General features: G+C 66.2%; 28 protein-coding genes. 20 read left to right on the top strand and 8 right to left on the bottom strand.

The window, feature by feature from the left end; translation table 11 throughout:
• The first annotated feature begins 129 nt into the window (after window positions 1–129).
• The 5 genes from CAP37_RS01290 to CAP37_RS01270 are packed head-to-tail and all read left to right on the top strand — an operon-like array spanning window position 130 to window position 3,763.
• Window positions 130–888 carry a GntR family transcriptional regulator gene (locus CAP37_RS01290; RefSeq protein ID WP_086122493.1) on the top strand — a complete coding sequence of 253 codons (759 nt, stop codon included), beginning with the start codon at window positions 130–132 and terminating at the stop codon, window positions 886–888.
• Complete coding sequence (locus CAP37_RS01285; protein ID WP_143435862.1) at window positions 885–1,679, top strand: transporter substrate-binding domain-containing protein; 795 nt, start codon at window positions 885–887, stop codon at window positions 1,677–1,679. The genes CAP37_RS01290 and CAP37_RS01285 overlap by 4 nt, the downstream gene beginning before the upstream one ends.
• 9 nt (window positions 1,680–1,688) lie before the next feature.
• Window positions 1,689–2,360, top strand: a complete 672-nt coding sequence (locus tag CAP37_RS01280; RefSeq protein ID WP_086122492.1) for an amino acid ABC transporter permease — start codon at window positions 1,689–1,691, stop codon at window positions 2,358–2,360.
• The gene (locus CAP37_RS01275; protein WP_086122491.1) at window positions 2,353–3,003 is read left to right on the top strand and encodes an amino acid ABC transporter permease; all 651 of its coding nucleotides are present in this window, start codon (window positions 2,353–2,355) and stop codon (window positions 3,001–3,003) included. Before CAP37_RS01280 ends, CAP37_RS01275 begins: the two co-directional genes overlap by 8 nt.
• The gene (locus CAP37_RS01270) at window positions 2,990–3,763 is read left to right on the top strand and encodes an amino acid ABC transporter ATP-binding protein (protein WP_086122490.1); all 774 of its coding nucleotides are present in this window, start codon (window positions 2,990–2,992) and stop codon (window positions 3,761–3,763) included. Before CAP37_RS01275 ends, CAP37_RS01270 begins: the two co-directional genes overlap by 14 nt.
• Here the strand turns inward: CAP37_RS01270 and CAP37_RS01265 are convergent.
• The gene (locus tag CAP37_RS01265; protein WP_086122489.1) at window positions 3,760–5,025 is read right to left on the bottom strand and encodes an anion transporter; all 1,266 of its coding nucleotides are present in this window, start codon (window positions 5,023–5,025) and stop codon (window positions 3,760–3,762) included. The two genes, CAP37_RS01270 and CAP37_RS01265, sit on opposite strands and share 4 nt — an antisense overlap.
• Before the next feature lie 118 nt (window positions 5,026–5,143).
• Between CAP37_RS01265 and CAP37_RS01260 the strand changes: the two genes are divergently transcribed.
• Together CAP37_RS01260 and CAP37_RS01255 are read left to right on the top strand one after the other, a co-directional pair.
• Window positions 5,144–5,467 (top strand): CopG family ribbon-helix-helix protein, encoded by a 324-nt coding sequence (locus CAP37_RS01260; protein WP_086122488.1) that lies wholly within the window; start codon window positions 5,144–5,146, stop codon window positions 5,465–5,467.
• Window positions 5,464–5,754 (top strand): type II toxin-antitoxin system RelE/ParE family toxin, encoded by a 291-nt coding sequence (locus CAP37_RS01255; protein WP_086122487.1) that lies wholly within the window; start codon window positions 5,464–5,466, stop codon window positions 5,752–5,754. Before CAP37_RS01260 ends, CAP37_RS01255 begins: the two co-directional genes overlap by 4 nt.
• Before the next feature lie 12 nt (window positions 5,755–5,766).
• Here the strand turns inward: CAP37_RS01255 and CAP37_RS01250 are convergent, their stop codons facing one another.
• Window positions 5,767–6,747, bottom strand: coding sequence for an MBL fold metallo-hydrolase (locus CAP37_RS01250; protein ID WP_086122486.1), 981 nt, complete (start codon window positions 6,745–6,747; stop codon window positions 5,767–5,769).
• Between the two features lie 66 nt (window positions 6,748–6,813).
• Window positions 6,814–7,428, bottom strand: a complete 615-nt coding sequence (locus tag CAP37_RS01245) for a TetR/AcrR family transcriptional regulator (protein WP_086122485.1) — start codon at window positions 7,426–7,428, stop codon at window positions 6,814–6,816.
• Between the two features lie 35 nt (window positions 7,429–7,463).
• Between CAP37_RS01245 and CAP37_RS01240 the strand changes: the two genes are divergently transcribed.
• Window positions 7,464–7,841 (top strand): TfoX/Sxy family protein, encoded by a 378-nt coding sequence (locus CAP37_RS01240; RefSeq protein WP_086122484.1) that lies wholly within the window; start codon window positions 7,464–7,466, stop codon window positions 7,839–7,841.
• Here the strand turns inward: CAP37_RS01240 and CAP37_RS01235 are convergent.
• Window positions 7,813–8,316, bottom strand: a complete 504-nt coding sequence (locus CAP37_RS01235; protein ID WP_086122483.1) for a DUF2917 domain-containing protein — start codon at window positions 8,314–8,316, stop codon at window positions 7,813–7,815. The genes CAP37_RS01240 and CAP37_RS01235 overlap by 29 nt on opposite strands.
• A 127-nt stretch (window positions 8,317–8,443) precedes the next feature.
• Here CAP37_RS01235 and CAP37_RS01230 point away from each other — a divergent pair, with 127 nt between their 5' ends.
• Both CAP37_RS01230 and CAP37_RS01225 read left to right on the top strand, forming a co-directional pair.
• Window positions 8,444–9,475: a LysR substrate-binding domain-containing protein gene (locus CAP37_RS01230; RefSeq protein ID WP_086122482.1), complete on the top strand. Its 1,032-nt coding sequence runs from the start codon at window positions 8,444–8,446 to the stop codon at window positions 9,473–9,475.
• A gap of 5 nt (window positions 9,476–9,480) precedes the next feature.
• Complete coding sequence (locus CAP37_RS01225; RefSeq protein ID WP_256926846.1) at window positions 9,481–10,398, top strand: DMT family transporter; 918 nt, start codon at window positions 9,481–9,483, stop codon at window positions 10,396–10,398.
• Window positions 10,399–10,482: 84 nt separating this feature from the next.
• Here the strand turns inward: CAP37_RS01225 and CAP37_RS01220 are convergent, their stop codons facing one another.
• Window positions 10,483–11,133, bottom strand: a complete 651-nt coding sequence (locus CAP37_RS01220) for a 5-formyltetrahydrofolate cyclo-ligase (RefSeq protein WP_086122481.1) — start codon at window positions 11,131–11,133, stop codon at window positions 10,483–10,485.
• Window positions 11,134–11,157: 24 nt separating this feature from the next.
• Between CAP37_RS01220 and CAP37_RS01215 the strand changes: the two genes are divergently transcribed.
• The 10 genes from CAP37_RS01215 (at window position 11,158) to CAP37_RS01170 (ending at window position 22,196) form a co-directional block, all read left to right on the top strand.
• Entirely contained in the window at window positions 11,158–13,170 is a 2,013-nt protein-coding gene (locus tag CAP37_RS01215) for a lytic transglycosylase domain-containing protein (RefSeq protein WP_086122480.1), read from the top strand.
• A 5-nt stretch (window positions 13,171–13,175) separates the two neighbouring features.
• On the top strand, window positions 13,176–14,129 hold the full coding sequence (locus tag CAP37_RS01210; protein ID WP_086124763.1) for a complex I NDUFA9 subunit family protein: 954 nt from the start codon (window positions 13,176–13,178) through the stop codon (window positions 14,127–14,129).
• A gap of 95 nt (window positions 14,130–14,224) precedes the next feature.
• On the top strand, window positions 14,225–14,569 hold the full coding sequence (locus tag CAP37_RS01205) for a metal-sensitive transcriptional regulator (RefSeq protein ID WP_086122479.1): 345 nt from the start codon (window positions 14,225–14,227) through the stop codon (window positions 14,567–14,569).
• A gap of 84 nt (window positions 14,570–14,653) precedes the next feature.
• Entirely contained in the window at window positions 14,654–15,343 is a 690-nt protein-coding gene (locus CAP37_RS01200; protein ID WP_086122478.1) for a glutathione S-transferase family protein, read from the top strand.
• Between the two features lie 27 nt (window positions 15,344–15,370).
• Window positions 15,371–16,651 carry a multifunctional CCA addition/repair protein gene (locus CAP37_RS01195; protein ID WP_086122477.1) on the top strand — a complete coding sequence of 427 codons (1,281 nt, stop codon included), beginning with the start codon at window positions 15,371–15,373 and terminating at the stop codon, window positions 16,649–16,651.
• 104 nt (window positions 16,652–16,755) lie between these two features.
• Complete coding sequence (gene otsB, locus CAP37_RS01190) at window positions 16,756–17,496, top strand: trehalose-phosphatase (protein ID WP_086124762.1); 741 nt, start codon at window positions 16,756–16,758, stop codon at window positions 17,494–17,496.
• The gene (locus CAP37_RS01185; RefSeq protein WP_086122476.1) at window positions 17,493–19,325 is read left to right on the top strand and encodes a glycoside hydrolase family 15 protein; all 1,833 of its coding nucleotides are present in this window, start codon (window positions 17,493–17,495) and stop codon (window positions 19,323–19,325) included. The genes otsB and CAP37_RS01185 overlap by 4 nt, the downstream gene beginning before the upstream one ends.
• On the top strand, window positions 19,326–20,708 hold the full coding sequence (gene otsA / locus CAP37_RS01180) for an alpha,alpha-trehalose-phosphate synthase (UDP-forming) (RefSeq protein WP_086122475.1): 1,383 nt from the start codon (window positions 19,326–19,328) through the stop codon (window positions 20,706–20,708).
• Window positions 20,709–20,782: 74 nt separating this feature from the next.
• Window positions 20,783–21,688 carry a mechanosensitive ion channel family protein gene (locus CAP37_RS01175; protein WP_086122474.1) on the top strand — a complete coding sequence of 302 codons (906 nt, stop codon included), beginning with the start codon at window positions 20,783–20,785 and terminating at the stop codon, window positions 21,686–21,688.
• A 91-nt stretch (window positions 21,689–21,779) separates the two neighbouring features.
• Window positions 21,780–22,196, top strand: coding sequence for a hypothetical protein (locus CAP37_RS01170; protein ID WP_086122473.1), 417 nt, complete (start codon window positions 21,780–21,782; stop codon window positions 22,194–22,196).
• A gap of 7 nt (window positions 22,197–22,203) precedes the next feature.
• On the opposite strand, the gene CAP37_RS01165 is transcribed toward CAP37_RS01170, so the two are convergent.
• The 3 genes from CAP37_RS01165 to CAP37_RS01155 all read right to left on the bottom strand — a co-directional run bounded on the left by CAP37_RS01165 (window position 22,204) and on the right by CAP37_RS01155 (window position 23,938).
• A complete protein-coding gene (locus CAP37_RS01165; RefSeq protein WP_086122472.1) occupies window positions 22,204–23,181 on the bottom strand; it encodes a glucokinase in 978 nt (325 codons plus the stop codon).
• A 57-nt stretch (window positions 23,182–23,238) separates the two neighbouring features.
• Window positions 23,239–23,682 carry a thioredoxin TrxC gene (gene trxC / locus CAP37_RS01160; RefSeq protein ID WP_086122471.1) on the bottom strand — a complete coding sequence of 148 codons (444 nt, stop codon included), beginning with the start codon at window positions 23,680–23,682 and terminating at the stop codon, window positions 23,239–23,241.
• 61 nt (window positions 23,683–23,743) lie between these two features.
• On the bottom strand, window positions 23,744–23,938 hold the full coding sequence (locus CAP37_RS01155; RefSeq protein ID WP_086122470.1) for a DUF2905 domain-containing protein: 195 nt from the start codon (window positions 23,936–23,938) through the stop codon (window positions 23,744–23,746).
• Window positions 23,939–23,941: the final 3 nt, after the last annotated feature.

The raw sequence follows: 23,941 nt of genomic DNA, 5'->3' as shown, positions 1-23,941 counted from the left end.
CAACACGCTTTGGTGCGCGCAGGCGCGCGCGCACCCTGAGTGCGCACAAGCCAGGTGCATTCATCTTGCATACAAGGCTTGTATGGCCGTGGCACGGAATTCGCATGGAAGACCCCCAAGAGGTCTTCCATGGTCAGTTCCACCGACATCGCCCAACGCATCATCGAAGCCGTGCTGGCCCAGCGTCTGGCGCCAGGCACGCGCCTGGGCGAGCAGAGCCTGTCGATGCTGTTCGACTGCAGCCGCACGCTGGTGCGCGAGGCGTTGGTGCGGCTGGCTGCGCGCGGCATCGTCACCGTGAGTTCGCGCCGCGGCTGGTACGTGGTGCAACCTTCGCACGAGGAAGCGCGTGACGCCTTCGAGGCGCGCCGCGTGATCGAAACCGGCCTGATCCGCAGCGCGCGCGCGATCGACAAGAACGCCTTGCGGCGACTGCGCCAGCACCTGAAACAGGAACAGGCCGCCCTGAAGGGCGACGACGTGGGCCAGCGCAGCTACCTGCTGGGCGACTTTCATGTGTGCCTGGCCGAATGCCTGGGCAACCAGCTGCTGGCCGACACGCTGCGCGACTTCACCGCCCGCACCACGTTGATTGCCATGCTCTACCAGAGCAACCACGACGCGGTGCAGTCGTGCCAGGACCATGTGGACATCGTCGCCGCCCTGGAGCGCGGCGATGTGGAGGCCGCCGAGCAGCTGATGGCCGCACACATTGGCCAGGTGCAGGCCGCACTGCGGCTGGGCGCGCCCAACGATCCGCTGGCCGATCTGCGCGAGGCGCTGGCTCCCGTGCGCGAAGCCAGCAGCCCCGCCGTGAAAAAGCGCCATCGAAAAACAGACCTCAACCCCGCCACCCCGACCGAAACCTACCTAGGAGCCCTGCTATGAGAACCACCAAACGCGCCTTCATCACGTCCACGCTGGCCCTCGCCGCCGCACTCGGCATGGGCGCTGCCCATGCCCAGACAGCGCTGGAAGGTGTGATGAAGAACAAGCTGATCAAGATCGCCGTGCCCACCGATTTCCCGCCCTATGGCTTCGTGGGCATCGACCTCAAGCCGCAAGGGCTGGATGTGGACACCGCGAATCTCATTGCGGCCAAGCTGGGCGTGAAGGTTGAACTGGTGCCCGTGACCAGTGCCAACCGCATCCCCTACCTGCAGACCAAAAAGGCCGATCTTGTCATCTCCACGCTGGGCAAGAACCCGGAGCGCGAGAAGGTGATCGACTTCACCGCCGCCTACTCGCCCTTCTTCCAGGCGGTGTATGGCCCCAAGGGTGCGGCGCTTGCGGACTTCAATGGCCTTGGCGGCAAGTCGGTGGCCGTGACGCGCGGCGCCATCGAAGACCAGGAGCTCACCAAGGTGGCTCCAGCCAACACGGACATCAAGCGCTTCGAGGACAACAACGCCACGGTGTCGGCTTTCGTCTCGGGCCAGACCCAGTTCATCGCCACCGGGGTGTCCGTGGCCGACAACATGATCAAGCGCAACCCTGCGCTCGGCGCCGAATACAAGCTGCTGCTCAAGGACAGCCCGAACTTCATCGGCGTGGCCAAAGGTGAAGACGCGCTGCGCGCCAAGGTCAGCGAGATCATCGTGGCGGCGAAGAAGGCGGGTGAACTCGATGCCATGGCGAAGAAGTGGCTTGGCCGTCCGGCGGGCACGCTCCCGGAGTGAAAGAGCCCCATGGGCATCGAACTCGACTTTCCCGCCGTGCTCGCCCAATGGCCTCTTCTGGCCAAGGGCGTGCTCTGGACGCTGGGCCTGACCGCCATTTCGGCGGTGATCGGCCTGCTGCTGGGCACGGCCTGTGCCTGGGCGCGCAGCAGTGGCCCGGTGGCACTGCGCTGGCTTGCAGGCACCTACGTGGAGCTGATCCGCAACACGCCTTTCATCGTGCAGTTGTTTTTCGTGTTCTTCGGCCTGCCCGCCGCCGGGGTGAAGCTCACGCCCGAGATCGCGTCGGTGATCGCCATGGTGATCAACCTGGGGGCGTATGCCGCCGAGATCATCCGCGCGGGCATCGAGGCCACGCCCAAGGGACAGTTCGAGGCGGCCGCCAGTCTGGCGCTCTCGCGCGTACAGACGTTTTTTCACGTGGTGCTGCCACCCGCGCTCAAGAAGGTGTGGCCCGCGCTCACGAGCCAGATCATCATCGTGATGCTCGGCTCGGCGGTGTGCGGGCAGATTTCCACCCAGGAACTCAGTTTTGCGGCCAACCTGATCCAGAGCCGAAACTTCCGCGCGTTCGAGGCTTTCATCGTCGCCACCGGCATCTATCTGGTGCTGTCCATCGGTGTGCGCGCATTGCTGAACTGGATGGGACCGCGCTACCTGTTCGGAGGCCGCCGTGGTTGACTTCACCTTATGGGACATCGTCCGCAACCTCCTGCTGGCCGCGCGCTGGACGGTGGTGCTCTCGCTCATCGCCTTCGTCGGCGGTGGCATCGTCGGCATGGCCTTGCTGGTGGCGCGCACCGCGAAATGGCCGGGCGCAGAAATCTTCGTCGCCGGCTACGTGCAGCTCTTCCAGGGCACACCGCTGCTGATGCAACTCTTCCTGGCGTATTTCGGTCTGGCGCTGTTCGGCTTCGAGACTTCGGCGTGGACAGCCGCATCGGTGGCGCTCACGCTCTACACCAGTGCCTTCCTGGTCGAGATCTGGCGCGGTTGCGTGGCCGCTGTGCCCAAGGGCCAGTGGGAAGCGGCGCAAAGTCTGGCACTCAACTTCGGCGAGCAGTTGCGCTATGTCGTGCTGCCGCAGGCCACGCGCATCGCCATCGCGCCCACGGTGGGCTTTCTGGTGCAGGTGGTCAAGGGCACGGCACTGGCCTCGGTGATCGGCTTCATCGAACTCACCAAGGCCGGCACCATGATCACCAACGCCACTTTCGCGCCCTTCCTGGTCTACAGCTGTGTGGCCCTGATGTACTTTGCGCTGTGCTTCCCCGTGAGCCTGTACGCGCGCACCCTGGAAAGGAAACTCAATGCAAGTCGCTGAAGCTCCCGCCTCCCCCGCCACCGTGCGCACCATCGTCGACATCAAACAGCTGCGCAAATCCTACGGCAGCAACGAGGTGCTCAAGGGCATCGACCTGCAGGTGAAGGCGGGCGAGGTGATCGCCATCATCGGCAAGAGCGGCTCCGGCAAGAGCACGCTGCTGCGTTGCATCAACGGGCTGGAGGTTTTCCAGGCCGGTTCCCTCAGCGTGGACGACAAGCCCCTGCTGCACAAGGACGCCGCCGCCATGCGCGAGCTGCGGCAGCGCGTGGGCATGATCTTTCAGAACTTCAACCTGTTCCCGCACCTGAGCGTGGGGCGCAACGTGATGCTCGCGCCGGGTCTGGTGAAGAAGACCTCGCCCACCGAAGGCGCCGAACGCGCGCGGCAATTGCTGTACCGCGTGGGCCTGGGCGAGAAATTCGATGCGTTTCCCGATCAACTCTCCGGCGGCCAGCAGCAGCGCGTGGCGATTGCGCGCGCCCTGGCCATGCAGCCCAGCGTGCTGTTGTGCGATGAGATCACCTCCGCGCTCGACCCCGAGCTGGTGGGCGAGGTGCTGCGCGTGGTGGAGTCATTGGCCGACGAGGGCATGACGCTGCTCATGGTGACGCACGAGATGAGCTTTGCCCGCAAGGTGAGCGACCGCGTGATCTTCATGCACCAGGGACGCGTGCATGAAATGGGCCCGCCGGCAAAACTCTTCGGGTCGCCCGAGACGCCGGAACTGCAGCAGTTCCTGTCGTCCATTCACGACTAAGCCACAAACTTCATCCAGCCCCACACCACAGCCAGCGTCATCAAGGTCACCGGAATGCCGGTGATGGCGTGTCGCTTCCAGTCGATCTCGATGCCCTGCTGGCGCGCGAGGTCGGCCACGATCAGGTTGGCGATCGAGCCGACCAGCAGCAAATTGCCGGCAAACGTGCTCACCAGCGCGAGCATCACACCCGCCTGCTCACCGCTCCCGCCCAGGTGCGGCAACAGCAGCATGACCGCCGGCACATTCGACACCAGGTTGGACAGCACCGCCCCCGCCACCAGCAGCGGACCGGGGTCGGCCAGGTGGACGCTCTGCGTGCCCAGCCAGGCCACGGCCTGCGCCGCCAGCCCAGTGGTTTCAAACGCGTGGTTCACCACGAACAGGCCCATGAAGAGAATGAGCAGCGGCCAGTCGATCAGGCCCATGACATGCGCCGAATGCAGACGACGACTCAGCAACAGCACGCCGGCCCCCACCAGCGCGGCCACGTCGCGTGGCCAGTCGGTGAACAGGAAAATCAGCAAAAGCGAGCAAGCGACCACCAGACCTTTTGCGGTTTGCCAGGCATCGAACGAGGGCTCTGCATTCACTCCCTCTCCCTCTGGGAGAGGGCGGGGGTGAGGGCTCCTAGCCCCTGCCCCCGCTTTCGCCCCAGGCCCGAACGCCAACCACCCCCACAACAGCACCAGCCCGATCAGCACCGGCGGCAACGCCTGACGCACATACCCCGCAAACGGCAACTGCAACACCGATCCGATCAACATGTTCTGCGGATTGCCAATCAACGTGGCGGCCGAGCCGATGTTGGCCGCACAGGCCAGCCCGATCAGAAATGGCAGCGGATCGATGCCGCGGCGCAGGCACAGGCGCGCCACCACCGGCGTCATGGCCAGGCAGACGATGTCGTTGGAGAACACCGCCGAGAGCGCGCCCGCCACGAGGATGAGCGCCGCAAGCAGACCACTGCGCGAGAGCGGCATCTCGCCCACCCGGCGCGTCACGGCGCCGTAGAAACCACCCAGCCGCATCTGCGCCGACACCACCATGAAGGCGAACAGCAGCACGATGGTGGGCAGGTCGATGGCCCGCGCCGCGTCTTCCACCGGCAGCCCGGCCAGCGCAATCACGGCGATGGCACCCAGCAAGGCAACGCCCGAGCGGTCCAGCTTCAGCCGAGGCAGGCCGCCGAGGAACATGCCGAGGTACACGACGGCAAAGACGGCGACGACGCCCCAGTCGGTGGCGGAGTGGTCGAGCATGTGGTTAGCGGATGTAGCCGTGGATGTTGAGGGCCGAATTGTCAGCGACCTGCCGCAGGCACAACTTGCCTGGCGACTGGTAGTAAGATATCAACACCTCAAATTTCTTTGGCAATCCATGTCGAACGTTTCCGTCAAGCTCGACGACTCCACGCACTCACGACTCAAGGCCATCGCCTCGCGCAAGGGCGTCACACCCCATGCACTCATGGTGCAGGCGATTGGCGGCGAGCTTGATCGTATCGAGGCCGAAGTCAGTTTCGTGGAGCGCGCCGCACAAGCACTGGCGCGGGCGGAATCGGGTGGGCCCGTTTTCGATGGTCCAGCGTATGCCAGCCACCTTCGCGAACGCGTGCGGGCGGCAGTGGCCGGCAGCAAGCCCACCACACGACCTCCGAAAGCCACAACGCTGGCAGCCCTCAAGAAAAAGCCTCGCGCGTGACGCGCTGGCTGCTGGCAGACGAAGCGGTTGCCGACCTGAACCGCCTGACCGAATTCCTCCTTCAATCAGCGCCTGAGGCTGCGGTGGGCACTGTGGATCTGATCCTGAATGCACTGCATATCCTGGGTGACCATCCCCTGGTGGGCCGCCCACTCCCGCAAGGGTTGCGTGAACTCGTGATCTCCCGGGGGCGCACCGGCTACCTCGCGCTGTACCGGTACGACGACACCGCCGATGTCGTGCTCGTGCTGGCTTTGCGCCACCAGCGCGAATCGGACTACCACTGATCGAAACGGGCGTCAGGCCTGCAGTGCGCTCCACATTTCCTTGTCGCGCTCGGCCGTCCAGATGCGTGGGTTCTTGATGCCCTTGGCTTCGTCGTAGGCGCGGCTCACGTCGAACGGCAGGCAGTGTTCGTAGATGAACACGTGGCCGAACACCGGGTCCATGCTCTTGCGGGTGTGCGCCATGGCGGACTTGAGGTCCATGCCGGCGGCAGCGGCTTCCTTGCCGGCCTGGAACAGCGTGGTCACCCAGCGCTGCGTGTAGTCCAGTGCCTTGTTCACGTCGGCGTTGCCCTTCATGGCCTCGCCCCGGCCCGGCACGATGTACTCGGCCTTGAGCGCGCGCAGGGCTTCGAGCGTGGTGGGCCACTCTTCCAGCTGGGCGTCGCCGGTGTAGACGCCGGCCTCGTATTCCACCAGATCGCCGCTGAACAGCACCTTCTCTTCTTCCACCCACGCAATGGTGTCGCCGCGGGTGTGGCCCGGGCCCGGGTGCCAGATCTGCACCTTCACGCCACCGAGGTCCACCTCCAGGCTGCCCTGGCGGCCCGGTTTTCCATCACCCACCACCAGGGTGGGCCAGGTCAGGCCGGGCACGCTGTCGGCACCCCGGAAGAGGCGCGGGAAGCGTTCCATTTCGCTCTGCATGTCCTCGGCGCCGCGCTCCACGATCAGCTCGTAGGTGCCACGGCTGGCGATGATTTCCGTGGCGCCTTCGGCCACATACGCACTCGCGCCCAGCACGCGCACCGCGTGGTAATGCGTGAGCAGCACGTATTTGATGGGTTTGTCCGAGACCGTTCGGATCTGCTGGATCAGGTCGCGCGCCATGGCGGGCGTGGCGGTGGCGTCGCTGACCATGATGAATTTCTCGCCAATGATAACGCCCGAGTTCGGGTCACCTTCGGCGGTGTAGGCCCAGCAGTGCGGGCTGAGCTGCTCGAAGGTGATTTTCTTGTCGGCCAGGTCGGCCTGGGAGGCGAAGGCTTTGCTCATGGTTGTCTCCAGGTGGGGTGAGGCGCGATTTTAACTAAACGAAATTCGTTACGCATACGTAAATCACTAAACCCCGACCGCGCCACCGGTCATGCCGCGTTCCAACATCGCCACCACCTCGTCGGCGAAGGCGCTGTAGCTCATGGGGCCGCCGGGGCGCAGCCAGGTGAAGGTCCAGTTGATCATGCCGAACAGCATCATGGTCAGGGCGGTCTGGTTGGCGCCGGTCACGCGCTCCGGGTAGGCGCGTTTGAGGAAACGGGTGAAGGCCGCCACCACGTCGCGCTGGCGGTTCAGGATGAGCTCGCGCTGGACTTCGCCCAGGAATTTGGTGTCGGACACCAGAGCGACGTGGCGCGTGGCCGAGGTTTCGTACTCGGCCAGGAAGGCCCGCACCAGTTCGTTGAGCGCTTCACGCTCGCTGAGGTTTTTGCGCTGCGCGCGCGCTTCTGACTCGCCAATGAGCGCCAGCAGGCGCTGGGTGTAGCGGTCCAGCAGGTCGTACAGGATCGCTTCCTTGCTCTCGTAGTAGTGGTAGAGGCGCGCCTTGCTCGTGCCGCAGGCGGCGGCGATGTCGTTCATGCTGGCGGCGGGAAAGCTCTGTCGCGCGAAGCATTGCGCGGCGACATCGAGGATCTGGTCGCGCTTGAGGTCGTGGGAGGCGGATTTGGGACGGGCCATCGGCGCATTCTGCCGGAGGGAATCTAAGATGGCGCATGGCCAAGCCGATCGACCCCTTTGCCTCTTACGCCTGCGAACTGCTCTCTGGCCTGGGGCCGTGTGTGGCCAAGCGCATGTTCGGCGGCTGGGGCATCTCGGTCGATGGCATGAACGTCGGGATCATTGCGTGGGACACGCTCTTCCTGAAGACCAACGCCGACACCGAACCGCAATGGCTGGCCGTGGGCGCGGAGCCCTTCGTGTTCGAGGCCAGGGGCAAGCGCATGAAACTGAACTACCACACGCCCCCGGCCGAAGCGCTGGAGTCGCCTGCGCTCATGCTGCCCTGGGCGCGGCTGGCCCTGCAGGCCGCTGTGGCGGCCCGCAAGCCCAAACGCAAACCGGTCAAGGTGGGTTCGACTCGTAAGGCGTGAGAACGCGGCCGCGGCCCGCGACCAGGTACTCGCTGTAGCCGAGCAGCCCACGCACCAGCCGCACCAACGCCCAGCCGGCCTGACCCAGCGCCACCACCAGCTCGCGGCCGGGTGTGGCCACTTCGCGACCAAAGCGGGATTGGACCTCCGCGGCGCGGGCTTCGGCCTCGCTGCACCACTCGAAGCGCACCGGCGTGGGTTGCGCGGGCTGCCACGGCTCCATGACCACGCGCGCACCGGCCGGCACCGCCAGGCTTTGACCGGCCTCCAGCATGTGGTCGCCGAGCTCGTTGCCGTGGCCCTGCGCGGGCAAGCCCAGCGTCACCCAGGCGCGCCCCTGTGTGATGTACAAACGGCTGGGTACCTTGGGGCGCAGGCTCATCGCGCGGCGGGCATCCAGCCGCCAGCCACGCGCCGCAGCGGCGCCAATGGCGCGCTGGAGGGTCGGGGAGCAGGAAGCGGAATGGGTGGTCATGTGAAACTCCTGGTAAGGGACGATGGCTCATCCTGGGCATCAATCTTCTCCGCTTTGCCCCCATGGGTCCAATGAATACGCAGTAACCTATTGATTCGACAACCGCATCAATGCCCGGAGCCTCGACATGCAGCTCACCAGCAGCCACCCCCGTACCCGACCGATCGCCGCAGGTCATTTGCGGGCCTTCGACGCGGTGGCCCGCCACCTGAATTTCCGCGCTGCCGCTGAAGAACTCTCGCTCACGCAGAGCGCGGTGAGCCGGCAGATCCAGGCGCTGGAAGACGAGGTGGGCACGGCCCTTTTTCTGCGCCACACGCGCGCGGTCGAGCTCACCAGCGCGGGATCGCAGCTGCTGCGGGCGACCAGCACGTCGCTCGAGCGCATCGACACCGCCGTGCGGCAGATTCGCCAGAGCGCCGGGCGCAAGAGTGTGGCCATCGCCACCTGGGCATCGTTTGCCTCCATGTGGCTGATCCCCCGGCTGGAGGCTTTCCAGCGCGACCACCCCGACATCGACATCCGGATCGACGCGACCGACAACGCGGTCGATCTCGCCACCGCCGACGTGGACCTGGCCCTGCGCTACGCCGTGCCGCAGTCGGTGCCCTCCTCGGCAACGCGGCTGTTTGGCGAGCAGCTCACACCGGTCGCCAGTCCGTGGCTGCTCAAGAGCCACCCCATCCACAGCATCGAAGACCTCTCGAACTGCGCGCTGATCGAAGCCGGCGATGCGCACCGCACACGCCACCTGGAGTGGCTCACCTGGCAACGCTGGCTGGACACGTTTGGCAGCGTGCCCATGAACAAATCGGGCAAGCGCGCAACGCGCAGCCACCTTCAGCCCAAGCTCACGCCGCAGCGCTGGATGTACTTCAACTACGCCAACCAGATCGTGCAGGCCGCGCTCACCGGCCAGGGCGTGGCGCTGGCGCGCCTGCCACTGGTGGCAGAAAGCCTCGCCAGCGGTGACCTGGTTGAGCCGCTGCCGCACACACGGTTGGACTCGCCCCTGGTCTACTGGTTGATGGTGGCGCCCCGCAGCGTGCAGCGCCCGGAAGTGAAAGCGTTTTGCGAATGGCTGCTGCTGCAGGCGGCGCTGACCCGCGAGGCCATTGGTGATGTGCCCGATCCCGATACCGTCGACCAGATTGACTGAAGCCCATGACGAAAATGCGTGACCATGCCAGTGGCAACCTGCGCAGCATCGTTTTCATGCTGGTGGCGGTGGGCTTCTTCGCGCTGATGGACGCGGTGCTCAAGACGCTCGCCGCCCGTTACCCGGTGCTACAGATCGCCGCACTGCGCGGCATGACGGCGCTGCCGCTGGTGCTCATCTACATCGCCTGGCGCGGTGCCTGGCATACCGTGCTCAAGGTGCGCTGGCCACTGCACCTGTTGCGCGGCCTGCTGGGCATCACCATGCTGGCGCTGTTCACCATGGGCGTGCGCGAGCTGCCGTTGTCGGCCGCTTACACACTGTTTTTCATCTCGCCGCTGCTCATCACAGCCCTGTCGGTCCCGGTGCTCAAGGAGCGGGTGCCCATGGCGCACTGGTGGGCCATTGGCATCGGCTTCACGGGTGTGCTCATCGCACTGCGCCCGAGCGGTGCCGACCTGCAGACGGGTTTTGTCACCATCGGCGGGCTGGCCACGCTGGGCGCCGCCCTGTGCTATGCCATCGCGGCCGTCGCGGGCCGGCTCGCCAGCCGCACCGACAGCAGCGAGAGCATGGTGCTGTGGATGATGGTGATCATGTCCATTGGCGCGGGCGCCCTGGCCTTGCCCGAGTGGGTGGCCATTCAGCGCGCCGACGCGCCCTTGCTGCTGGCCCTGGCCATCACCGGCTTCTGCGGCCAGCTGGCCATCACAGAAGCCTTCCGCCACGGCCAGGCTTCCGCCGTGGCGCCGTTTGAATACAGTGCGCTGGCGTGGGGGCTGGGGCTTGACTGGCTGATCTGGCACACGCTGCCCAGCTCACACACCTGGCTGGGCGCGGCCATCATCATCGCCAGCGGGCTCTACCTGGTGCGTCGCGAGAAGCGCATCACCGAGGCACACGCCACGGCAGAGCACCCTTGAAGTCGGCCGCAGCGCAGGGCCGCCCCAAGCAAGGCCAGCCACCTCGGGGGGCAGCGACCCGAGCAGCGGCGGAGCGTGGGGGCTCTATCTTTCAGGCCACATCACGCCGGTGTCGCTCAGGATCGCATCCAGCGGGACGTCGTGGGCTTCCGGCTTCAAATACGGCAAATAACCGAAGTCGTAGCCCAGCCCCACGGTGAAGGGCTTGGGTTGCAGGCTGGCGAGCGTGCGGTCGTAGAAACCGCCGCCGTAGCCCAGGCGGAATCCCCCGGGTCCATAGCCCACACACGGCACAAAGATCAACGTGGGTTCGACGATTTCGGTGTCCTTCGGTTTCGGAATGCCGTAGGCGTCTTCCTCCATCGGGCAGCCGGGGTACCACGTGTAGAAGGTCAGGGTCTTGTCCACCTTGTTGACCACCGGCAGGCCAATGCGGCGGTGCCGCTGCGCACCTTGAGCGTCTTCCTCCAGGCCCGCCTCCTGCCATCGGAACAACGCGGGCAGGGGATCGAACTCGCCCTTGATGGGCCAGTAGGCACCAATGATGGCGTCGGGCCGCTCGATCAACCAGACGCGCATGACCCGCTGCAGCAAGTCGTTGCGCAGGTTGCGGTCGGCCAGGGCCTGGCGCTTCTCGATCAGCGACTTGCGCCACTCGATCTTCAGCGCCGCAGCCGATCCTTCAGCGGGCGCCGTGTGGGGTCGTGAGGCACTGTGACCGTCTTTGTTGTCCATAATCAGCGCATGAAACGGGTTGGTATGACACAGGGAATTCAAAAGCAGATCGTGGCCGGCTTGCGGCTCATTATGGCGGGCACGCTGTTGCACGCCGCTGCAGCGTGTGCGCAGCCGGCGTCGGGCGGGTCGGATGCCACCTTGCTTGAAATGCGCGAAGCCTTTCGGCGCAGCAATACAGCGCAACTGGACAATCTGTTGCCTCAGGCTCGGGGGCACGCCCTCGAGCCCCTGGCGATGTACTGGACCATGCGGCCTCGACTGGAAACCGCCAGCCCGTTTGAAATTCGCGCTGCGCTGGACCGCATGGCGGGCACCTACTGGGAAGACCGGCTGCGCAACGACTGGCTGCTGCTGCTGGGCAAGGCACGCAACTGGGCCGACTTCGAAGCTGAGTTGCCGAAATTCCGGATGCAGGACGACCGCCAGGTGAGGTGCTACGGGCTGATGCTCGACGCCGCCGCCGGGCGAGTGGCTGCAGACGCAGCAGCGGTGCAGGTGCAGACCAACTGGCTCGCTCAGCGCGAAGCCGAAGACGGTTGCGCCACCGCGGCGCAGTCCCTGCTGGCCAGCGGCCACCTGAAGCCCGAGGCGGTGTGGCAACGTGCACGGCTGGCGATGGACTCCAACCGCCCGCGAGTGGCCAGCCAGGCCGTGGCGCTGCTGGACCCGGAACGGGCCTCGACGGTGGACCAGATCGCGAGCGACCCAGCCAGGTACCTGGACGACAAGATCACCGCCATCCGCCCGCGCACCAAGGAACTGGTCACGCTGGCCATCATCCGCCTGGCCTCCAGCGACCCCGCCGCCGCAGCGGTGGAGGCCGACCACGTGCGCTGGAAGACCCAGCTCACGAAGGAGGAGCGAAGCTGGATCTGGGGAGTGATCGGCAAGCGATCAGCCCAAAAGCTGCAAACTGAAGCCCTGAGCTACTTCGCCAACGGCGAAGACCGTTTCATGCACGACGAGCACCTGGCCTGGAAGGCACGCGCCGGCATGCGCGCGGGCGCCTGGGGCCATGTGCGCGACGCCGTGGCCGCCATGAGCGAGGCGCAGCGCAACGATCCGGCCTGGGTCTACTGGAAGGGGCGCGCGGTGCAGGCGCTCAAGCTGCCCGATCCGATCGCCGCTACCGCTCAGGCCAACGCGCTGTTCGAGTCCGTCGCCGCCCCGCGTGGCTTCTACGAGATGCTCGCCATGGAAGCGCTGGGCCGTCCGATCACGGTGCCAGCGGCTCCGGAGGCTCTCAGCCCGGAGGAAATTGCAGGCGCACAAACCAACCCGGGCCTGCGCCGCGCCCTCATCGCCATGAAGCTTGGCCTGCGCAGCGAAGGCGTGCGCGAATGGAACTACACGGTGGGCCTGCACACGCCCGGCGGACTGCCCGAACGCGAGCTGCTGGCTGCCGCCGAACTGGCTTGCCGCCACGAGCTGTGGGACCGCTGCATCAACACCAGCGAGCGCACGCCGCAGGCACTCGACCACGCGCAGCGCTTCCCCATGCCACACCGCGAATCGGTGGTGCCCCGTGCCAGGGAGATCGGACTGGACCCCGCCTACGTGTACGGCCTCATCCGGCAGGAAAGCCGCTTCATCACCGATGCCCGTTCGGGCGTCGGCGCCTCGGGCCTCATGCAGGTGATGCCCGCCACCGCCCGCTGGACCGCGCGCAAGATCGGCCTGACCGATTTCAAGCCCGGCCAGATCAACGATCGCGACATCAACATTCAGATCGGCACTGCTTACCTGAAGTTTGCGCTGGACGACTTCGAAGGATCGCTGCCGCTGGCCGCCGCCGCCTACAACGCCGGGCCCGGCCGCTCACGCGCCTGGCGCAACGGCCCCACTGTGACGGGCGAGGTGTGGGCCGAGAACATTCCTTTTGAAGAAACGCGCGACTACGTCAAGCGCGTGCTGGCCAACACCACACACTACGCCGCCATCCTCAGCGGCCAGCCGCAATCGTTGCGCGCACGCCTGGGCACCGTAGGCCCACGCGCCCAGACCGCACAGGCCATCAACACCGAATTGCCATGACACCGATCAGAAATGTGCTCGTCCTGGGTGGCACCGGCTTTGTCGGCCGCCATGTCTGCGAAAAACTTCACCGCCAGGGCTGGCGCATCACCGTGCCCACGCGGCGCGCGGTGAACGCGGCCCACGTGCAGCCGCTGCCACGCGTGACCGTGATCGAAGCCGACGTGCACGACTCCACGCAGCTGATTGCACTGATGCAGGGACACGATGCCGTGGTCAACCTGGTGGCCATCCTGCACGGCAGCGAAGACGCCTTCGAGAAGGTCCATGTGGAGCTGCCCCTGTCCATGGCCGAAGCGTGTGTGGCGAATGGTCTGCGAAGGGTGGTGCACGTCAGCGCGCTGGGCGTGAGCCTGGACGCGCCCTCCCGCTACCAGCGCAGCAAGGCGCGTGGCGAAGAGGTTTTGCGTGGCGCCAGCCTCGACCTGACCATCCTGCGTCCCAGCGTGATCTTCGGCGCCGGAGACCGCTTCCTCAACCTGTTTGCCCGCATGCAATCGGTGCTGCCACTGGTGCCACTGGCCGGCGCCAGGGCACGATTCCAGCCCGTGTGGGTGGAAGACGTGGCCAGCGCGGTGGTGGCCGCCCTGCGCGACACCGACCTGCCGATGAGCAGCGTAGGCCAGACCTTCGAGTGCGCTGGCCCCGAGGTGTACACGCTGGCGGATCTGGTGCGCATCGCGGGGCGCCATGGCAGCCGCCAGCGGCCGATCCTGCCGCTGCCCGGTGCGCTGGCGAGGCTGCAGGCGCGCGTCATGGAAATGCTGCCGGGCGAGCCCCTGATGAGCCGCGACAACCTGGATGCGATGTCGGTCGACAACGTGGCCTCCAACCAATGGCCCGGCCTGGCTTCACTCGGCATCGCCGCAGCCAGCCCGCTCACCATCGCCCCCACCTACCTGGGCGACCAAGGCGGCCGCAGCCGGTTGCTTGCCTACCGCCATTCGGCACGTCGCTAGCGCGTTTCGGGCTCGAACCCCTCAGGGTGAGGTATTTGTTTGGCACACTTCGTCGCCTCGTCAAAAGCGAATACTTTCAACCGACAGGAGAGCCCATGACCGCCACCCTAGTACCCTCCCCGCTTCCGGTTCCGCTCACGTCCCGCAAGATCACCCTGCTGCAGGGAAATCCGGGTGTTCGCACCGAACACCAGCGAGAGGTGATCAACCGCCTCAAGCGCATCGAGGGTCAGGTGCGAGGCCTGATTGAAATGGTGGACAGCGCACGCCCTTGCGAAGATGTGGCCCAGCAGATGTCGGCGGCGCGCAAGGCCATGGACAAGGCCTTCTACCGCATGATGGCCTGCACAGTCATGGAAGCGATCTCGGAATCGAACTCGGAAGTAGAAACCTTCCGCGAAGTCGAGCGCTCGACACGCATCCTCGAAAAATACGCCTGATCGGGCGAATCAATGGAGGCCCGGTTTGGCATCAATTGAGGACCGGGCTCCACTAACATCCCGGGATTCAACCAGGGGAATCCCATGTCACTGCAGCTCTACGTCGGCAACAAGAACTACTCGTCCTGGTCCATGCGCCCCTGGGTGCTCATGAAACAGGCCGGTATCGAGTTTGAAGAAGTGATGGTGCGATTCGACTCGTTCGACGCCCAATCTACGTTCAAGAGCAAGCTGCGCACCGTCAACCCCCTTGGCAAAGTGCCGGTGCTGGTGGACGACGGTTTTGCCGTCTGGGACACCCTGGCGATCGCCGAGTACCTCGCCGAGACCTTTCCTGACAAGCAGCTGTGGCCCGCAGAAAAGACAGCGCGCGCCCGGGCCCGCAGCATCTGTGCCGAAATGCACAGCGGCTTCAGCGCGCTGCGCAACCACTGCCCCATGAACATCGAGGCTTCGCTGCCCGATGTGGGCCGCCTCATCTGGCGCGACAAACCCGACGTGCGTGCCGACGTCGCGCGGCTCTGCGGCATGTGGAGCGACCTGCTGGCCTCTCAACCCGAGGGCAGCCTGCTGTTCGGGGACTTCACCATTGCCGATGCCTACTTTGCACCGGTCTGCATGCGCATCAACACCTACGGCCTGCCGGTACCCGCCGATCTGGCGGCCTACGTCGCGCGGGTCACGGCGCTGCCCGGTGTGCAGGCCTGGATCAAGGACGCACTGAAGGAACAGGATTTCATCGATTTCGATGAACCCTATCGACTGGGCCGCTGACAGGGCGATACCCCTAAACTCGCCCCCATGAAAATTTACCTTGTGGGCGGCGCGGTTCGAGACGCGCTGATGGCGCGCGACGCAGGCTCGCCTGAAGGCTCGCATGTGGACCGCGACTGGGTAGTGGTGGGTGCCACGCCCGAGGCCATGGTGGACCAGGGCTTCCTGCCGGTGGGCCGCGATTTTCCGGTGTTCCTGCATCCCCAAACGCACGAGGAATATGCGCTCGCGCGCACCGAGCGCAAGACCGCGCCGGGATACCACGGCTTCGCATTCCACGCTGCGCCTGGCGTCACACTGGAAGACGACCTCGCGCGGCGCGACCTGACCATCAACGCCATGGCGGTCGCTGCCGAGCACGCCGACCAGCCGGCCCACGCACCGTTGATCGATCCGCACCAGGGCCAGCAAGACCTGCGTGATCGCGTGCTGCGCCACGTCACCACTTCGTTCGCTGAAGACCCCGTGCGCATCCTTCGCGTGGCGCGGTTTGCCGCGCGCTTTCCCGATTTCACGGTGGCAGAGAAGACGCTGGAACTGATGCGCCAGATGGTCGAGCACGGCGAGGTGGACCACCTGGTGGCCGAACGTGTGTGGCAGGAACTCGCGCGGGGACTCATGGAGCAACGGCCCAGCCGGATGTTCGAGGTGTTGCGCGAATGCGGTGCCCTCAAGCGCCTGCTGCCCGAGGTGGATCGCCTCTGGGGCGTGCCACAGCGCCCCGAGTACCACCCGGAAATCGACACAGGCGTGCACCTCATGATGGTGCTGGACATGAGCGCGCACCTGGGCGCAAACCTGCCCACACGCTTCGCCTGCCTGTGCCACGACCTTGGCAAGGGCACGACGCCGGTAGAAGAGTTGCCTCGGCACATCGGGCACGAAGCGCGCAGCGCGAAACTGCTCAAACAGGTTTGCGATCGCTGGCGCGTGCCGGTGGAATGCCGCGAGCTGGCCGATGTGGTGGCACGCGAGCACGGCAACATCCACCGCAGCGGCGAACTCGGTGCGGCGGCGCTGGTCCGCCTGCTCGAACGCTGCGATGCCTTGCGCAAGCCGGCGCGGTTTCACGATGTGCTGCTGGCCTGCGAATGCGACGCACGTGGCCGGCTGGGGCACAGCGAACACGGCTACCCCCAGCGCGCGCGGCTCGCGCAAGCACTGGCGCTGGCGCAATCGGTGGACACCGCCGTGGTGGCGGCAGAGGCCCAGGCCGACGGCCTTGCCGGTCCTCGGGTGGGTGAGCGCATCCAGCGCGCTCGCGTGAAGGCGCTCGCCGAAGGCATGGGTCTGGCTGCGCCGGACTGAAGTCGAAACAAAGCGCAAGCAAGGCAACAAGTCCCGCAGCGGAGAGGTCGGTCATGGCAGCGCCGGCGCTGGCCCATCGCCGCGTCTGTTACGGTATTGGCTTGATGAGCACATTACCGATATTGCTGACAGACCGCTCGGCCCTGTTCCTGGACTTTGATGGAACCCTCGCCGATCTGGCCCAACGGCCCGACTCGGTGCTGGTCCCCGTGGAACTGGCCTCCCTGCTGGACAAGCTGCACCAACGGCTCGACGGCGCGCTCGCGCTGGTGACCGGCCGCGCGCGCCAGGACATCGAGCCCATGCTCTCGCCGTGGCGCTGGCCAGCTGCGTTCGAGCATGGCGCTCTGCGCGAGTCGGCTCAAGGTCTTTTTGAACAGGCACAACCGCTCGGCCTGGCCGCAGCGCTTGAAGCCGCCCAGGCCATCGCCGCCCGGCACGAGGGCCTGCTGGTCGAACACAAGCGCACTTCCATGGCCCTGCACTTCCGCCTGGCACCGGCGCTGGAGGCCTTGTGCGTGACGACGTTGGCCTCGGTGATCGCCAACGATCCCGAGCTGCAACTGTTGCGCGGAAAGGCCGTGGTGGAAGTGAAGTCCGCTCGCGTCAGCAAGGGGCTGGCCATTGAAGCCTTCATGCAGGAAGCGCCTTTTGCCGGCCGCGTGCCGCTGTTCGCCGGCGACGACGTCACCGACGAGGCCGGTTTTGAAGTGGCCCAGCGTCTGGGCGGTGCGGGCATCAAGATCGGCGATGGTCCCACTTGCGCTCTGTACCGCTGCCCGAGTCCCGACGCTCTGCGAACCTGGTTATCCGAATCTCTGCAAGCGCAAGCTGCCACGCCATGAAACCCGACGACATCCCCCACGCAGCGCGCGGTTTCGCGCCCCCCGCCCCGCCATCTCTCTCGCTGGGCGTGGTGGGCAACTGCGCGTTCAGCGCCCTGATTGATCCGCACGGACGCGTGGTCTGGAGTTGCCTGCCGCGCTTCGACGGCGACCCGGTGTTCCACGCCCTGCTGGGCGGCGAAGACGCCGAGCAGGGTTCCTTCGCGATCGAGATTGAAGACCTGGCCGAGGCCCGGCAACGTTATGAGCCCAACACGGCCGTGCTGGTCACGGAGTTGTGGGACCGCCATGGTCAGGGCATTGCCATCACCGATTTCGCGCCGCGCTTTCTCTCGCGCGGGCGCTTTTTTCGTCCCACCATGCTGGTGCGCCGCGTGCGCCCGCTGCAAGGCGCGCCGCGCATTCGCGTGAGCGTGACGCCGCGCTTCGACTGGGGGCGCCAGGCGCCCACCATCACCTCGGGCAGCAACCACATTCGTTACGTGGGCGACCAGCAGACGCTGCGCCTGCAGACCGACGCCTCCATCAGCCACGTGCTGGCGCGCGAGCCCTTCCTGCTCACGCGAGAACACAACTTCCTCATCGGCCCGGACGAAACGCTCGAAGGTGGCGTGGGGGACACGGCGCGACACTTCGAGCAGGAAACGCTGGCCTACTGGCGCGGCTGGAGCCAGCGCTTGGCCCTGCCGCTGGAATGGCAGGACGCGGTGATCCGCGCCGCCATCACGCTCAAGCTCTCGCTGTTCGAAGACACCGGCGCGATCATCGCCGCCATGACGACCAGCATTCCTGAAGCGCCGGGCAGCCAGCGCAACTGGGACTACCGCTACTGCTGGCTGCGCGATGCGTTCTTTGTGGTGCGCGCGCTCAACAGCCTGGCCGAGGTGGGCACTATGGAAGACTACCTGCGCTGGCTCGCCAACGTGGTGGTGGGCGCAGGCGGTGGGCATGTGCAACCGCTGCACGGCATTGGCCTGGAGCGCGAGCTGCCCGAGCGCATCTGCGACACCTTGCCGGGCTACCGGGGCATGGGCCCGGTTCGCGTGGGCAACCAGGCGCAGGAACATTTTCAGCACGACGTGTACGGCAACATCGTGCTGGCCGCCGCACAGGCGTTTCACGACCGCCGCCTGCTGCACCCCGCAGGCCTGGCCGAGTTCGAGCGGCTGGAGGAAGTAGGCGAGCAGGCCGTGCGCATCCACGACCAGCCCGATGCTGGCATGTGGGAGCTGCGCACGCGCGCCCGGGTGCACACCAGCTCGGTGCTGATGTGCTGGGCCGCTTGCGACCGCCTGGCCAAGATCGCGCACACACTCGCCCTGCCGGAGCGCGCCATCTACTGGAAGCGCCACGCCGACGCCATGCGCGAACGCATCCTGCGCGAATCGTGGAACGAGGAACGCCAGGCTTTTGCCGAGAGCTTTGGCGGCCGCGATCTGGACGCGAGCGTGTTGTTGATGGCCGAAGTGGGCCTGATCGACCCGAAGGATCCCCGCTTCATTTCGACGCTGGAGGCGCTGGAAAAACACCTTTGCGATGGCCCCTTCATGCGCCGCTACGAAGCGGCCGACGATTTCGGCACGCCCGAGACCGCCTTCAACATCTGCACCTTCTGGCGCATCGACGCGCTCGCTCGCATCGGCCGCGTGGCTGAAGCGCGCGCCATCTTCGAGACCATGCTGGCCGCGCGCAACCCGCTGGGCATGCTGTCGGAGGACACGCACGCCACCACCGGCGAGATGTGGGGCAACTTCCCACAGACCTACTCGATGGTGGGCATCATCAACGCGGCGGTTCGACTCTCCGCCGACTGGGACACGGTGATTTAGATGGGAAGACTGGTCGTCGTCTCCAACCGCATTGCCGATCCGCGCAAGACCGCCTCGGGCGGGCTCGCGGTGGCGCTGGGGCAGGCGCTGGAATCATCGGGTGGTTTGTGGTTTGGCTGGAGCGGAAAAGTGGTGGAAGACGGCACGCCGGGCGAAGGCGAGCTGCACCTGCACCAGGCCGGCAAGGTGCAACTCGCCACCGTAGACCTCAGCCGCGAAGACCACGACAGCTACTACCTCGGCTACAGCAACGGCGTGCTCTGGCCGGTGTTTCACTACCGGCTGGACCTGGCGGATTTCGATGCCGGCTACATCGGCGGCTATCGGCGCGTGAACCAGATGTTTGCGCACAAGCTGGCCAGCTTGCTCAAGCCCGACGACGTGATCTGGGTGCACGACTACCACCTCATTCCACTCGCGGCCGAGCTGCGGGCGATGGGTTGCAAGCAGCGCATGGGCTTCTTCCTGCACATCCCGCTGCCCCCGCCCTTGATCCTTGCGGCTGTGCCCGAACACGACTGGCTGATGCGTTCCTTGTTCGCCTACGATCTGGTGGGTTTCCAGAGCGAGGCCGACGTGGCGCACTTCGCTCGCTACGTGGGCACCGAGGTGCCAGCCGACATCCTGGGCGAGCACGAATTCCGTGCGTTCGGGAAAACGCTGCAGGTGCAGGCGTTCCCGATCGGCATCGACGTGGACGAGTTCATCGATCTCGGCAAGGGCCGCGAATCGCAAGACATGTTCAACCAGATGCGCACCGAGTATTCGCGCCGGCGCCTGCTGCTGGGCGTGGAGCGCATGGACTACTCAAAAGGCTTGCCGCAGCGGCTCAAGTCGTTTCGCCAGTTGTTGAAGGACTACCCGGAGAACCTGGGCAGCGCCACGCTGATCCAGATTGCCGCGCCCAGCCGCGAGTCGGTGGACGCGTATGCGGCGCTGCGGCAGGAACTCGAAAGCCTGTGCGGATCGATCAACGGCGACTTCGGCGAGCTCGACTGGATGCCGGTGCGCTACATCCACCGCAGCGTGGCGCGCAAACGCCTGCCCGGCCTCTACCGCGCGGCCAGCGTGGCGCTGGTCACGCCGCTGCGCGACGGCATGAACCTCGTGGCCAAGGAATTCATCGTCGCTCAGGACGCGGACGATCCCGGCGTGCTGGTGCTCTCGCGGTTTGCCGGTGCGGCCGAGCGGATGCGCGATGCGCTGCTGGTCAATCCCTACGACACCTCGCGCACCGCGCAGACCATTCAGCGCGCACTGCAGATGCCGCTGGACGAACGCCAGCGCCGACACCAGACACTGCTCGCGCAGATTCGCGAGCAGGACGTGCACTGGTGGCGCGAACGCTTCCTGGCCGCGCTCGCCGCCATTCCCGCCCCGTAACCCATCCTCGCCGCGGGCGCTGGTCGCAAGGCCGGCGCCCGCTTTGCTTTTCCTTTTTCCAGGAGGACTTTCCCATGACCGACAACTTCATCGACATCGCCAGCCGCTGGTGGATCAGCCTGGGTGGCGCAGCCGCCAGCCTCACGCGCATTGTTGGGATCATCCTTGCGGCCTGGCTGCTCATCATCGTGCTGCAGCGCGCCGTGCGCACCCTGCGCGAGCGCATTGCCAGCCGCATCGACGACCGTGAGGCCGCCAAACGCGCCCAGACCCTGGGCCGCGTGTTTCGCTACCTGGTGGCGGTGGTGGTGAGTCTGGTGGCGGGAATGCTGGTGCTGGCCGAACTCGGGGTGTCGGTAGCGCCCATCCTCGGTGCCGCTGGTGTGGTGGGGCTGGCGGTGGGTTTCGGCGCGCAAAGCCTGGTCAAGGACTACTTCACCGGCTTCTTCCTGCTGCTGGAAAACCAGATCCGCCAGGGTGATGTGATCAAGATCGGCGACCACGCGGGAGCCGTGGAAGAGGTCACCCTGCGCTACGTGCAACTGCGCGACTACGACGGCAACGTGCACTACGTGCCCAACGGCACCATCAGCACCGTGATCAACATGACCCGCGGCTTCAGCAACGCGGTGATGGACATTGGCGTGGCCTATCGCGAGAACGTGGATGACGTCATGGAGGTCATGCGCGAGGTGGCTGCCCAGATGCGCGATCAACCCGACTTCATGGGCAAGATCATGGCCGACCTGGAGATCGCTGGCGTCGAAAGCTGGGGCGATTCCGCCGTGGTGATCCGTTGCCGCTTCCGGACGCTGCCGCTGGAGCAATGGGGTGTGAAGCGTGAATACCTGCGCCGGCTCAAGGCGGCCTTTGACGCCAAGGGCATCGAGATTCCGTTTCCGCACCTCACGGTGTACGCCGGACAGAACCGGGAAGGCCAGGCGCCCGCCTTCGCGCTGCGGCAACTGCAGGAAAGCTGAGGAACCCCACGGCGGCCGTGGGATATCGGCCCGTGGAGCTGGTGCGCGGGCGCCGCGTGTGCCACCATGCGACACACCCCACCCCCACACCATGGCCGCCCGCAACCCCCTGAATCGCACGCTGGCCGAAGGCATACGGCGGGTGGGTTTTCGCAAATGGTACGAGCGCGAACTGCTTTCCAGCCATGCGCACATGTTGCTGGCGTTGCTCTCGGTGGTGGCCCTGCTGGCCAGCTTCGAGGCCATTGGCGGTGGCACCACCTTCGAGAAGATCTTGGACTTTGCCTTCGTCCTGATCTGTGGCGCCATCTCGCTCTGGGCCTTGCGCCGCTACCTCTACCTGCTCATGCACGCCGAAGAACTGGCCAACCAGGCCAATTGTCCGCAGTGCAAGGCCTATGGGCTGCTGCAACTGGTGGAGGCGCAGCACCGGCCCAAAGCCGGCTGGGTGCCGGTGTGCTGCAAGCGCTGCGGCTTCGCCTGGAAGCTCGAGGACGACGCCGGCTGAGCGGGTGTCAGCCCAGGTCATCCAGCGCGCGGGAGGCCCCGATCAAGGCCGGCGACTGCTCTGCGGTGATCACCCACACGGGAATGGCGGCCAGGTAGGCCTGGAAGCGCCCCTTGGCTTCAAACCGCTCCCGAAACGGCGAGGCGTCGAACCACGCGCCGAGGCGGGGGACGATGCCTCCCCCAACGTACACGCCGCCGCGCGCACCGAGCGTGAGGGCCAGATCGCCCGCCACGGTACCGAGCAAGGCGCAAAACAGGTTCAAGGCTTCGGTGGCCTGAGGGTGGCTGCCCGCGAGCGCCGCCTCGCTCACCGCGGCGGCGCTGTTCAAGTCACCGGTGCTGGCGCCGTCGGCCTCGCACAGGAGCAAAAAGGCCTCCAGCAAGCCCGGCCCGCTGAGCAGCCTTTCGGCCGAGGCGCGGCCATGGCGCCGATGAAACCCGTCCATCACCAGCCGTTCGCGCGGCGTGAAGGCCGGCAGCGTGACGTGGCCACCCTCACCCTGAATGGGAACCCAGCCGCCCCGGCCGTTGGGCAGCAGGCCGGAGACGCCGAGGCCCGTGCCCGCGCCCAGCAGGCCGATGGCCGCGTCCGGCTGCGCCTGACCACCGCCAACCTGGCGCAGGTCGGCGGCCGGAAGGTGGGGCAGCGCCAGCGCCAGCGCGGTGAAGTCGTTGAGCACGCGAAGGGTGCTCAAGCCGAACTCCGCCTGGAGCGCCGCCTGGGAGAACGACCAGTCGTGGTTGGTCATGCGCACCACGTCGCCGGTGACCGGGTTGGCCATGGCGATGGCCGCCGCAGCAGGGCGCCGAAGCCCGATGCCGTCAAGGTAGCTGCGCAGCGCGTGCTGCAGGCTGGGGTGTTCGGCAACGCGCAGCACGCGCACCTGTTCGATGGCAGCGCCGGCACTGGCTTGCCAGGCGAAGCGGGCGTGGGTGCCGCCAATGTCGGCGAGCACTCGACCAGAAGGTGAAGATGTGGACATGGATGCGGTGGGTACGGCCTTTGAAGGCCACACCATACCGCGTCGTGCGCCAGGGCTTCAGGCGGGTTGGTGCGAGCGCGCCCAGCGCACGATGTCGGCTGCGCCCATGGCGCCCGCCTGTCGAGCCACTTCTCGCCCACCCGCGAACAGCGCCAGCGTGGGGATGCTCCGGATCTGCAGGCGCGCACCGAGCGACTGGGCTTCTTCGGTGTTCACCTTGACCAGGCGCATGCCGGGCTCCAGCTGGCGGGCAGCGGCTTCAAACTGGGGCGCCATGGTGCGGCAAGGACCGCACCAGGGCGCCCAGAAATCGACCAGCACCGGCAACTGCGAACGGGCGATGTGTTTTTCGAAGGCAGCTTCGTCCAGCGCCACGGGATGCCCCTCAAACAGTGGGCGGTGGCATTTCCCGCAGTCGGGCGCCTGGGCCAGCGCGCCGCTGGCCACGCGGTTGGTGGTGTGGCAATGGGGGCAAACAACGTGCAGGGAATCGGTGTTCATGCAGGGCTCCGGGTGGGGAAGGATGCCCAGATGGCCGCCATGCCGCCGAATTCAAGCCGCGTCAGATCAACTGGGCGATGAGGCTGGCCACGAAGCTGAGCAGGATGGTGGTGGTGAAGGGCAGGAACCACTCGCGCCCGAAGGCCCTGAAACGAAAATCGCCCGGCAGTTTGCCAAAACCCAACCGGTGCAGCAGCGGCGTGAACCAGCTGATCAGCAGCAAGGCCAGGAAGATGACGATCATCCAGCGGATCATGTT

Source organism: Hydrogenophaga sp. IBVHS1, from assembly GCF_002127265.1.
In the GTDB taxonomy this organism is placed as follows: Bacteria; Pseudomonadota; Gammaproteobacteria; order Burkholderiales; family Burkholderiaceae_C; genus Hydrogenophaga.
Note: the sequence above shows the minus strand (reverse complement) of the source record. Positions and strands in the feature narration are given on the sequence as shown.

Coding starts and splice junctions, on each gene's coding strand:
- CAP37_RS01290 (WP_086122493.1), top strand. CDS start 130: ATGGTCAGTTCCACCGACATCGCCCAACGCATCATCGAAGCCGTGCTG.
- CAP37_RS01285 (WP_143435862.1), top strand. CDS start 885: ATGAGAACCACCAAACGCGCCTTCATCACGTCCACGCTGGCCCTCGCC.
- CAP37_RS01280 (WP_086122492.1), top strand. CDS start 1,689: ATGGGCATCGAACTCGACTTTCCCGCCGTGCTCGCCCAATGGCCTCTT.
- CAP37_RS01270 (WP_086122490.1), top strand. CDS start 2,990: ATGCAAGTCGCTGAAGCTCCCGCCTCCCCCGCCACCGTGCGCACCATC.
- CAP37_RS01265 (WP_086122489.1), bottom strand. CDS start 5,025: ATGCTCGACCACTCCGCCACCGACTGGGGCGTCGTCGCCGTCTTTGCC.
- CAP37_RS01260 (WP_086122488.1), top strand. CDS start 5,144: ATGTCGAACGTTTCCGTCAAGCTCGACGACTCCACGCACTCACGACTC.
- CAP37_RS01250 (WP_086122486.1), bottom strand. CDS start 6,747: ATGAGCAAAGCCTTCGCCTCCCAGGCCGACCTGGCCGACAAGAAAATC.
- CAP37_RS01245 (WP_086122485.1), bottom strand. CDS start 7,428: ATGGCCCGTCCCAAATCCGCCTCCCACGACCTCAAGCGCGACCAGATC.
- CAP37_RS01240 (WP_086122484.1), top strand. CDS start 7,464: ATGGCCAAGCCGATCGACCCCTTTGCCTCTTACGCCTGCGAACTGCTC.
- CAP37_RS01235 (WP_086122483.1), bottom strand. CDS start 8,316: ATGACCACCCATTCCGCTTCCTGCTCCCCGACCCTCCAGCGCGCCATT.
- CAP37_RS01230 (WP_086122482.1), top strand. CDS start 8,444: ATGCAGCTCACCAGCAGCCACCCCCGTACCCGACCGATCGCCGCAGGT.
- CAP37_RS01225 (WP_256926846.1), top strand. CDS start 9,481: ATGACGAAAATGCGTGACCATGCCAGTGGCAACCTGCGCAGCATCGTT.
- CAP37_RS01220 (WP_086122481.1), bottom strand. CDS start 11,133: ATGGACAACAAAGACGGTCACAGTGCCTCACGACCCCACACGGCGCCC.
- CAP37_RS01215 (WP_086122480.1), top strand. CDS start 11,158: ATGACACAGGGAATTCAAAAGCAGATCGTGGCCGGCTTGCGGCTCATT.
- CAP37_RS01205 (WP_086122479.1), top strand. CDS start 14,225: ATGACCGCCACCCTAGTACCCTCCCCGCTTCCGGTTCCGCTCACGTCC.
- CAP37_RS01200 (WP_086122478.1), top strand. CDS start 14,654: ATGTCACTGCAGCTCTACGTCGGCAACAAGAACTACTCGTCCTGGTCC.
- CAP37_RS01195 (WP_086122477.1), top strand. CDS start 15,371: ATGAAAATTTACCTTGTGGGCGGCGCGGTTCGAGACGCGCTGATGGCG.
- otsB (WP_086124762.1), top strand. CDS start 16,756: ATGAGCACATTACCGATATTGCTGACAGACCGCTCGGCCCTGTTCCTG.
- CAP37_RS01185 (WP_086122476.1), top strand. CDS start 17,493: ATGAAACCCGACGACATCCCCCACGCAGCGCGCGGTTTCGCGCCCCCC.
- otsA (WP_086122475.1), top strand. CDS start 19,326: ATGGGAAGACTGGTCGTCGTCTCCAACCGCATTGCCGATCCGCGCAAG.
- CAP37_RS01175 (WP_086122474.1), top strand. CDS start 20,783: ATGACCGACAACTTCATCGACATCGCCAGCCGCTGGTGGATCAGCCTG.
- CAP37_RS01170 (WP_086122473.1), top strand. CDS start 21,780: ATGGCCGCCCGCAACCCCCTGAATCGCACGCTGGCCGAAGGCATACGG.
- CAP37_RS01165 (WP_086122472.1), bottom strand. CDS start 23,181: ATGTCCACATCTTCACCTTCTGGTCGAGTGCTCGCCGACATTGGCGGC.
- trxC (WP_086122471.1), bottom strand. CDS start 23,682: ATGAACACCGATTCCCTGCACGTTGTTTGCCCCCATTGCCACACCACC.
- CAP37_RS01155 (WP_086122470.1), bottom strand. CDS start 23,938: ATGATCCGCTGGATGATCGTCATCTTCCTGGCCTTGCTGCTGATCAGC.